Here is an 8,794-nt window from a genome sequence, read left to right as displayed (position 1 = left end):
CCCATGGGGGCACCAGGGGGGCGGCGGGGCCTACCCGCGGGCGGGCGACCCGGGGGGGCCCCGGGGGTGGGTCGAGGTTGATGTCCATCGTTTCGGCATGGTCGCGGACCTGAGCCACGAAGCCGGCGGCTGGATAGACCGTGCCGGAGGTGCCGATCGTCACGAAGCGGTCGCAGCCGGCCAAGGCGGTTTCGATGCGGTCCATATGAAGCGGCACCTCACCGAACCAGACCACATCGGGGCGCAGGGTGGGACGGTGGCAGGCCGGACAGGGGGTGTCGGGCAGGCAGTCGCCCAGCCATTCGGGGGTGGCGCCGCAGGACGTGCAGCGGACCCGCCGCAATTCACCGTGCATATGCAGCACGTTGCGGCTGCCCGCGCGTTCGTGCAAATCGTCGATATTCTGGGTGACGATCAGGAGTTCGCCGTTCCAGCGCCCGTCATGCGCGGCTCGCTCCAGTTCCGCCAGGGCCAGATGGGCGGCGTTGGGGTGGACGCCCGCCAGTTCCGCCCGGCGCCCGTTATAGAACCGGTCGACCAGCATCGGGTCCCGGCGGAAGCCTTCGGGTGTGCAGACATCCGCGATGTTATGCCGGCTCCACAGGCCGTCGGCGTCACGGAACGTCTCCAGGCCGGATTCCCGGCTGATTCCGGCACCTGTCAGGACAACGATGCGGTCCGCTGGATGATGCTGAGTCATGTTTTATCTATGCCCGATCGCCGGACATAAGAAAACCGCCGCGGGGAGGCCCCGCGGCGGCTGAAAAGAGACCTGGCTGGTCGGACGCTGTTTACTGCGCCTCGTCCACCCCGGCATGGGTCTGCGGTGCGAAGGTCCAGCCTGCGCCATAGGGCTGCGGGTGCAGAAGCAGCCAGCTGCTGCTCGGTGCGCCGAAGCCGCTTCCGCCGATCGCGGCACCGACGTCACGCAGCTTCGCCACATCGGCCGCCGTGACGTTCGCCGGCGCATGGTTGCCCCATCCGGTCCGGATGAAGTTGACCACATCCGCGATCTGCTGGGCCGACAGCGTCTTGCCGTAGCCCGGCATAGCCACCGCCGACGGCGCCCAGTTGGTCGGCGGCAGCACGCCGCCATGGACGACCACATTGACCAGCGAGGTCGGATTTTCCGTCGCGACGACGGGGTTGCCGGCCAGCGGCGGGAACATGCGGGCCACGCCGCCGCCGTCATTACGATGGCAGATGGCGCATTCGCGCAGGTAGACGTCGGCGCCCGGAGACGAGGTGGTCTTGCCCGCGTTCAGCATGTCGGCGGTCGAGGCATCATACGTGTAATTGCCCTGGGCCGGGGGAACCGGCGGCAGGCTCTTCAGGTATTTGGCCATCGCGCGCAGATCGTCGTCGGTGAAATACTGGGTGCTCCAGCCCACCACGTCGGCCATGCCACCGAAGACGGCGGAATGATCGATACGACCCGTCTTGAGGAAGTAGTACAGATCGTCCTCGGACCAGCGCCCGATGCCCACCACCGGGTCGTTGCGCAGGCTGGGCGCCACCCAGTTGTCGATCGGCGCGCCGCCGGCCAGGAAGACCGGGCCGCCGCTGGCATCCAGCGCCTTTTCCTGCATGGCGAAGCCGCGCGGGGTATGGCAGGCGCCGCAATGGCCGGGGCCGGTGACCAGATATTCACCGCGCGCCACGTCCGGATCGGTGCCGGCCGCGGGCTTGAAGTCGGCCGGAGCCGGCGCGAACAGCGTGCGCCAGATCGCCAGCGGCCAGCGCATGGACATCGGCCACGAAATCCCGTTGGCCCGGTTGGGCTGGGCCACCGGCTTCACGCCATGCATGAAATACGCATAGAGCGCGCGCATGTCGTCCTGCGTCATGCGCGAGAAGGCCGGGTAGGGCATGGCCGGATACAGCGTCGAACCGTCCTTGCGGATGCCGTGGCGGACCGCCTGGTCGAATTCCTCGAAGCTGTAGCCGCCGATACCGTCGGAGCTGGGCGTGATGTTGGTCGAATAGATCGTGCCGATCGGGCTCTTGATCTCCAGGCCACCCGCATAGGCTTGTCCGTGGAGGGCGGTGTGGCAGGCCACGCAGTCACCCAGGCGGGCGACATAGGCGCCCTTGTCGATCAGCGCCTGATCGGGCGCCTGAGCCATTGCAGCGGTGGCAAGGAGGCTGAACGCCGCCGTGCCGATCGCAACTTTAAGCCTGTTGAGCATTCTGTTCACCATGCGTCGCGTTGATGCGGAAAAAACGGAAGATCGAGCGGAAGTGTCTCATTGTGCGGGAATGCCTTCCGCGTTCTTCCGGGCATCAACCTCCCTCTGGTAGGTTTCGTTGGCGCGCTTCAGCAGGAACTGCCGGATATCCTCGATCTGCGTGGGCGACATCGAGGAATCGAAGCGATCCATGCCGTAGGCCGTCAGCGCGCCGCGACCGACGACGTTATAGAACGCGTCCTGGTGGCGGATCGCGCCGGACCAGCGCAGATCGGGCAGAACACCGCCGGCTTCGCCATTGTCGCCATGGCAGGCCGCGCAATAGGTCTGGAACTGGAAGTAGCCGTTATCCGTCCGCTTCTCGTCGAATTCGGCGGGCGGCTTGACCGGCAGATAGCCCTTGTCGTTCTGCGGGGGCAGCTTGGCCTTGCCGTCGAGCGAGAAGGCGATGACGCGGGAATGGTTGACGGTCCATCCGCTGGTGCGCGCGATGCCGCCCAGGAAGAACGGATAGATGCCGCCCCAGCCTACTTCGACGGCGACATACTGCTTGCCGTTCGCCAGATAGGTGACCGGCGGTGCGATGATGCCGCTCTGTGCCGCGAAGGTGAACAGGTCGTTGCCGTTCGTGGCGTCGTAGGCGTGGAATTCGCCGTTCGCCAGGCCCTGGAACAGAAGGTCGCCGCCGGTGGCCACGATGCCGCCGTTCCACGGTCCCTTGTGATCGACGCGGAAGGCTTCCTGCTGCTTGATCGGATCCCAGGCCACGATCCAGCCCTTCAGATCCTTGATGAAGGCGTCCTTGACGTCCTGCTTGTCGGGCAGGCCGACCTTGTTCATGTCCAGGCCGAGATTCCAGCTGTCCGGATGGGCCTTGAAGCCGCCGACCTGGTTGGAATACACGAACGGAACCTGCTGCGCCGGGATGTAGACCAGGCCGGTGCGCGGGCTGAAGGCCATCGCCGCGAAGTTATGACCGCCCAGGTCACCAGGGATGCCGTACCAGTCCTTGCCGGTGAGGGTCCACAGGGCTTCCGGATTATAGATCGGCCGGCCGGTCTTCGGGTCCAGGCCGCTGGCCCAGTTCACGTAAACATAGTTCTTGCCCGACAGGAACTCGCCGGTCTTGGCGTCGATGACGTAGAAGAAGCCGTTCTTGGGCGCATGCACGATGACGTGGCGCATTTCGCCATTGATCGGCAGGTCGAGGGTCATGATCTGCTGGACCGAGGTGTAATCCCACTGGTCCATCGGCGTTTCCTGGAAGTGCCAGACATACTCGCCGGTATCGGGCTTGATCGCCACGATGCTGCCCAGGAAGAAATTGTCGCCCTTGCCGTCGGAGCGGAACTTGTAGTTCCACGGCGAGCCGTTGCCGACGCCCAGATAGACCAGGTCGGTCACCGGGTCGTAGACGATCGAGTCCCACACGGTGCCGCCGCCGCCCTGCTTGGTCCAGGCGCCGGTGGGGCTCCAGGTCTGGTAAGCCTTGTTCATCAGCACGCTGTCGGACGCGGCGTGATCGGGCTTGTTCTCGGGATTCGGAACGGTGAAGAAGCGCCAGTCGAGCTTGCCGGTCTCGGCGTCGAAGGCCGAGACGAAGCCGCGGGCGCCGAACTCCGCGCCGCCATTGCCGATGATGACACGGCCGCGGGCGATGCGCGGCGCACCGTCAACCGTATAGGAGCGCTGATGGCCCAGTGCGGCGTCGGTGGGGATGGTGTTGACGCTCCAGACCAGCTTGCCGGTCTTGGCATCCAGCGCGATCAGGCGGCCGTCGAACGTGCCGAAATAGACCTTGCCGTTCCAGTAGGCCGCGCCACGATTGACGGTATCGCAGCAGCCCTTGTCGGCGATGTTGCCGGGCACCCGCGGATCGTACGCCCACAGCAGCTTGCCCGTGGCCGCATCGAGGGCTTTCATCTTGCTCCAGTTCGTCGTCGCGTACATGACGCCGTTGACGACGAGCGGTGTGCCTTCCTGGCCACGATTGGTGTCCAGATCGTAATACCAGGCCAGCTTCAGATTGCCGACATTGGAGCGGTTGATCTGGTCGAGCGGGCTATAGCGCTGCTCGGAATAGGTCCGGCCGTATGTCATCCAATCGCCAGGATGGTCATCGGCATGGATGATCGCCTCTCCTGTATCGTTTGCAACAGGGTCAGCCGCAATGGCGGCATAGCCGCACAGTGTGACGGCGCATATCGTTCCGGCGGCAAGCGTTCCTCGCAGAGAACGTCCTTTCCGGAAAGCAGCTCGCATCATGTCCGATGTCCTCGTGACAATAAAAAATATAGCCCGACAGCCCCGGTCCTTGACCGGAAGGAAGCAGGCCCACGGCGACCATACTGGGGCTGAAAATTCAGTCTTCTGACGATTTTGTGTGCTCCGGGAGGCATGCCCTGACACATCGGGATGTGATGGGGGGTCACGGAACCCGTGACGCAAGAGCATGTTGTCGCTCATCAGACTGATTTTATGCCTTTTTTTTACAGTCGGTCGGCGATGTATCATATATTTCCGGTCTCTGGGCACAACATTAATATGCATTAATGTAATTATATATATTCATAATCCGGATGAAATTGGGTGTCGGGTTTTTGGCGGAACCGGAATTGAGGGCGGATGAGAATCCTGTCACCGGGCCAGATCGTACTCGGCCAGACTTTCATAAACGGGCTCGTCTGGGCCGCGCAGCGATCGGAAAAGGGTCAGGCGCGGGACTTCGACGGGCGGAAGGGGCAGGGGGGACCAGCGGGCCAGCCAGGAAGCGAGCAGGTCGGGTGCCGGTGAGGTGATTGTGCCGATGGCGATGTGCGGCATGAAGCGCCTGCGTTCGATTTCCATGCCTGCCGAGCGGCGCAGAGCGGTATCGACCTTGCGGTGCAAATGGAGCAGGGGGGCGCTGCGTTCGATTCCGATCCAGAGGGTTTGCCGGCCGTCATCCCGCTGGAAGACGCCCGGCGCTTCCGGCCGCAGGATGATGCTCGGAGCGCGGATGGCCGAGAGGGCCATGTCGATCTCATCGAGCCGGTCACGGCCGGAGACTTCGCCGAGAAAGCGAAGCGTGACGTGACAGGTGGCGGGATCGACCCATCGGACACCGGCCAGGCTGCCGCGCATGGCCGCGATGGCGTCACTGAGGGGGGAACCAACACCGAGGGCGATGAAAAGTCTCACGGTCGTGCTTCCTGGCATGGGGAAGGCTTTGGTGCTTCCGCCCGTTGCCTTATAATATGGGCCGTCTGATGTCGGGTGGGCCTATCTTGCGGAAAAGTCATCCGGAAACGAGACGATTTTCCTTGAAATGTCGTCGGCTTCTCCCACATCACAGCTACAGTTGTGTCCGGAATTGCTCGGACGAAGGAAGGATGTCATGGCTTTCAGCCCGGATTTTCGAACAATGTCCCGACCCGCAGGCACCGGGGTCGGCGCTGGAGTCATCGACCAGGGGCTGCGTGCCTATATGCTCCGGGTCTATAACTGGATGGCGTCAGGACTGGTGCTGACCGGGCTTGTGGCCTACCTGGTCGCCAACACGAGTCTGCGGGGCGCGTTCTTTGCCGAAATGCTGATGCCCAACGGTGGCGTGGCCGTGCGGCCGACCGGGCTGGGCATGCTGGCGATGTTCGCGCCGCTGGGCTTTGTCCTGGTCATGTCGCTGGGGGTGAACCGGCTGTCGCGGCAGGCGGTGCAGATGCTGTTCTGGCTGTTCTGCGGCGTCATGGGCGCCAGCCTGTCCAGCATTCTCCTGACCTTCACCGGCGTTTCGGTGGTGCGCGTGTTCTTCGTCACGGCCGGCACGTTCTCGGCCATGTCGATCTGGGGGTATGTGACCCGTACCGACCTGACGCGCTTCGGCTCGTTCCTGATCATGGGCCTGTTCGGGCTGGTGATCGCGGGGGTGGTCAATCTGTTCCTGCACAGCCCGATGGTCTATATGCTCTACAGTGTCGTCGGCGTGTTCATCTTTATCGGCCTGACCGCGTTCGACACGCAGCGGATCAAGATGACGTATCAGCAGTTCGCCTATTATGACGGGCCGGACGGTGCGGCCAAGCGGGCGGTCTACGATGCCTTGTCGCTGTATCTGAACTTCATCAACCTCTTTCAATTCCTCTTGCAGTTCATGGGTGTGCGTAACAACCAGAACAATTGAGGTCACGCGAATCGTTTCCGGCTCGCGCATGACGATCAGGGCCCCGCCGAAAGGCGGGGCTTTTTTTTATCCCTCGCCGATCGACGCCGAAAAATCAGGCGGGTGGTGATATGGAGTATAAAATTTCGTCCAAAATAAGACTTATTCTTCCCAGGAAAGAGTGAGATGACGCGGATGTGATGTCAGGCATCTTATTCTATCCAATTGAAATAAAACAAATTATTGCTACCGCCTCGGCTTTTTCGAAATAATCTGAAACATTCTGTGAAGGCTTGCTTGTGGGGTCCTTCCGGTCGGATAAGGCGGTAAGAGAACTATGGACGAAAGGATAGCTGCGCAGACAGGACGCTCGAGGCACGCGGCGGCACATGAGGCCCGGTCTGGTTCGGTGGGATGGAAAATACGTATGACCATTCCGATCCTTGATCAGGATCAAGGCCAGGAAGCCGACGAAAACTCATGACGGGATCGATCCGGCGAAGGCCTCCTATTCCAAGAGGGAGGTAGACGGCGGTTGGATATCAACGGATGTAACAGACGGCGAGAGACCCACATCGGGATTCGCGGCAGACGTGAAGCATGGCCGTTGTTGCTTTGGGGGCCCGTGAACGAAGCGAGCATATGAGCAAGGGTGATGTCGAAACCAACGAGGCGTGAGATGAAGAAAAAAATCTTGCCAAGATTATCGAGTTTATTGTGTTTGTCCTCAGCGTTCCTCTTGGCGGGATGTGACTGGGCACTGTTCGATCCGAAGGGTACTGTCGGTGCCCAGGAAAAGAGCCTGATCCTGACCTCGACCTATGCGATGCTGCTTGTGGTCGTACCGGTCATCGTTCTGACGCTGCTGTTCGCATGGCAGTATCGTCACTCGAACACGAGTGCCGAATACCTGCCGAAATGGTCGCATTCGAACAAGATCGAAGTGGTGATCTGGGTCGTTCCGTCCCTGATCATTCTCTTCCTGGCAGTGCTGACCTACCAGACCTGTCATTCTCTGGACCCCTACCGTCCGCTTGAAGAAGAAGCCAACGTGAAGCCGATTCACGTCGAGGTTGTCGCGCTGGACTGGAAGTGGCTGTTCATCTACCCCGACGAGGGGATCGCGACCGTCAACCAGATGGCCTTCCCGGTGAATACGCCGGTTGACTTCCGGATCACGTCCGACGCGGTGATGAACTCGTTCTTCATTCCGCAGCTTGGCTCGCAGATCTACGCGATGGCCGGCATGCAGACCCAGTTGCACCTGGTGGCCAATACGGCCGGCAACTATCTGGGCGAGTCCGCGAATTTCAGCGGCCGGGGCTTCTCGGACATGCGCTTCCGCGCGCTGGCGATGAGCAACGACGATTACGCAGCCTGGGTCCAGAAGGTGAAGGCGGCGTCCGAGCAGCTCGACAACTCGAACTATTCCAAGCTGGCCGCGCCCAGCGAGGCGAATCCGGTCGAGTATTTCTCGCATGCCGAACCTGGCCTGTTCGACCAGATCGTGGCCAAGTACAACAATGGCATGGTCATGGATAAGAGCACGGGCAAGATGTTGCATGTGCAGTCCGCGATGTCCGACATGAATATGAAGGAATAGGACCGATGTTAGGAAAATTAAGCTGGTCGGATATTCCGATCGATGTGCCTATCCTTGTCGGCACCTTTGCCGGTGCGGCGATCGCCGGTCTGGCGGTGCTTGGGCTCATCACCTATTACGGCAAGTGGGGCTATCTCTGGAAAGAGTGGTTCACTTCGGTAGACCACAAGCGTCTGGGCGTGATGTATATCGTCCTGGCCCTGGTCGCCCTGTTCCGTGGCTTCGCGGACGCCATCATGATGCGCTCGCAGCTCGCGCTGGCTTATGCCGGCAATCCGGGCTACCTGCCGCCGCATCACTACGACCAGATCTTCTCGGCCCACGGCACCATCATGATCTTCTTCATGGCGATGGCGTTCATGACCGGGCTGATGAACGTGATCGTGCCGCTACAGATCGGCGCGCGCGACGTGGCCTTCCCCTTCCTGAACTCGCTCAGCTTCTGGATGACGACCATCAGCTTCGTGCTGATCAACGTGTCGCTGTTCATCGGTGAGTTCTCGCAGTGCGGCTGGCTGGCGTATCCGCCTCTGTCCGAGCAGCAGTTCAGCCCTGGGGTCGGTGTCGACTACTATATCTGGGCGGTTCAGCTTTCGGGTGTCGGCACCCTGCTGACCGGTGTGAACTTCTTCACCACCATCGTGAAGATGCGCGCTCCGGGCATGACCTTCATGAAGATGCCGGTGTTCACCTGGACCATCTTCTGCACCAGCGTGCTGATCATGCTCTCCTTCCCGATCCTGACCGTGGCCCTGGGCCTGCTGGGTCTGGACCGTTACCTGGGCATGCACTTCTTCACCAACGATGGTGGCGGCAACCAGATGCTCTATCTGAGCGTGATCTGGGGCTGGGGACATCCGGAAG

Annotated in this window: 7 protein-coding genes; 3 read left to right on the top strand and 4 right to left on the bottom strand. The window is 61.6% G+C overall.

The features are described from left to right. From ABF821_RS18250 to thpR, 4 genes are all read right to left on the bottom strand, one after another. Window positions 1-700, bottom strand: a 700-nt coding sequence (locus ABF821_RS18250) for an NAD-dependent deacylase (RefSeq protein ID WP_415531102.1), incomplete at its 3' end; no start/stop codon positions are given. A gap of 91 nt (window positions 701-791) precedes the next feature. After that, complete coding sequence (locus tag ABF821_RS18245; protein ID WP_415531101.1) at window positions 792-2,189, bottom strand: c-type cytochrome; 1,398 nt, start codon at window positions 2,187-2,189, stop codon at window positions 792-794. 57 nt (window positions 2,190-2,246) lie between these two features. Then, window positions 2,247-4,454, bottom strand: a complete 2,208-nt coding sequence (locus ABF821_RS18240) for a PQQ-dependent dehydrogenase, methanol/ethanol family (RefSeq protein ID WP_182974770.1) — start codon at window positions 4,452-4,454, stop codon at window positions 2,247-2,249. Between the two features lie 372 nt (window positions 4,455-4,826). After that, window positions 4,827-5,369, bottom strand: coding sequence for an RNA 2',3'-cyclic phosphodiesterase (gene thpR, locus ABF821_RS18235; RefSeq protein WP_415531100.1), 543 nt, complete (start codon window positions 5,367-5,369; stop codon window positions 4,827-4,829). A gap of 196 nt (window positions 5,370-5,565) precedes the next feature. On the opposite strand from thpR, the gene ABF821_RS18230 reads away from it, so the two are divergent. The 3 genes from ABF821_RS18230 to ABF821_RS18220 all read left to right on the top strand — a co-directional run. Beyond that, entirely contained in the window at window positions 5,566-6,348 is a 783-nt protein-coding gene (locus tag ABF821_RS18230) for a Bax inhibitor-1/YccA family protein (protein WP_182974772.1), read from the top strand. Between the two features lie 658 nt (window positions 6,349-7,006). Further along, window positions 7,007-7,930 (top strand): ubiquinol oxidase subunit II, encoded by a 924-nt coding sequence (gene cyoA, locus ABF821_RS18225; protein WP_182974773.1) that lies wholly within the window; start codon window positions 7,007-7,009, stop codon window positions 7,928-7,930. Window positions 7,931-7,935: 5 nt separating this feature from the next. Then, window positions 7,936-8,794, top strand: an 859-nt coding sequence (locus ABF821_RS18220) for a cbb3-type cytochrome c oxidase subunit I (protein WP_415531098.1), incomplete at its 3' end; no start/stop codon positions are given.

Source organism: Gluconacetobacter sp. (genome assembly GCF_047721585.1).
Classification (GTDB): Bacteria; Pseudomonadota; Alphaproteobacteria; order Acetobacterales; family Acetobacteraceae; genus Gluconacetobacter; species Gluconacetobacter dulcium.
Note: the sequence above shows the minus strand (reverse complement) of the source record. Positions and strands in the feature narration are given on the sequence as shown.

Excerpts from the sequence above, each read along its gene's own strand:
- ABF821_RS18230 (WP_182974772.1), top strand. The coding sequence starts at position 5,566 with ATGGCTTTCAGCCCGGATTTTCGAACAATGTCCCGACCCGCAGGCACC.
- ABF821_RS18240 (WP_182974770.1), bottom strand. The coding sequence starts at position 4,454 with ATGATGCGAGCTGCTTTCCGGAAAGGACGTTCTCTGCGAGGAACGCTT.
- ABF821_RS18245 (WP_415531101.1), bottom strand. The coding sequence starts at position 2,189 with ATGCTCAACAGGCTTAAAGTTGCGATCGGCACGGCGGCGTTCAGCCTC.
- cyoA (WP_182974773.1), top strand. The coding sequence starts at position 7,007 with ATGAAGAAAAAAATCTTGCCAAGATTATCGAGTTTATTGTGTTTGTCC.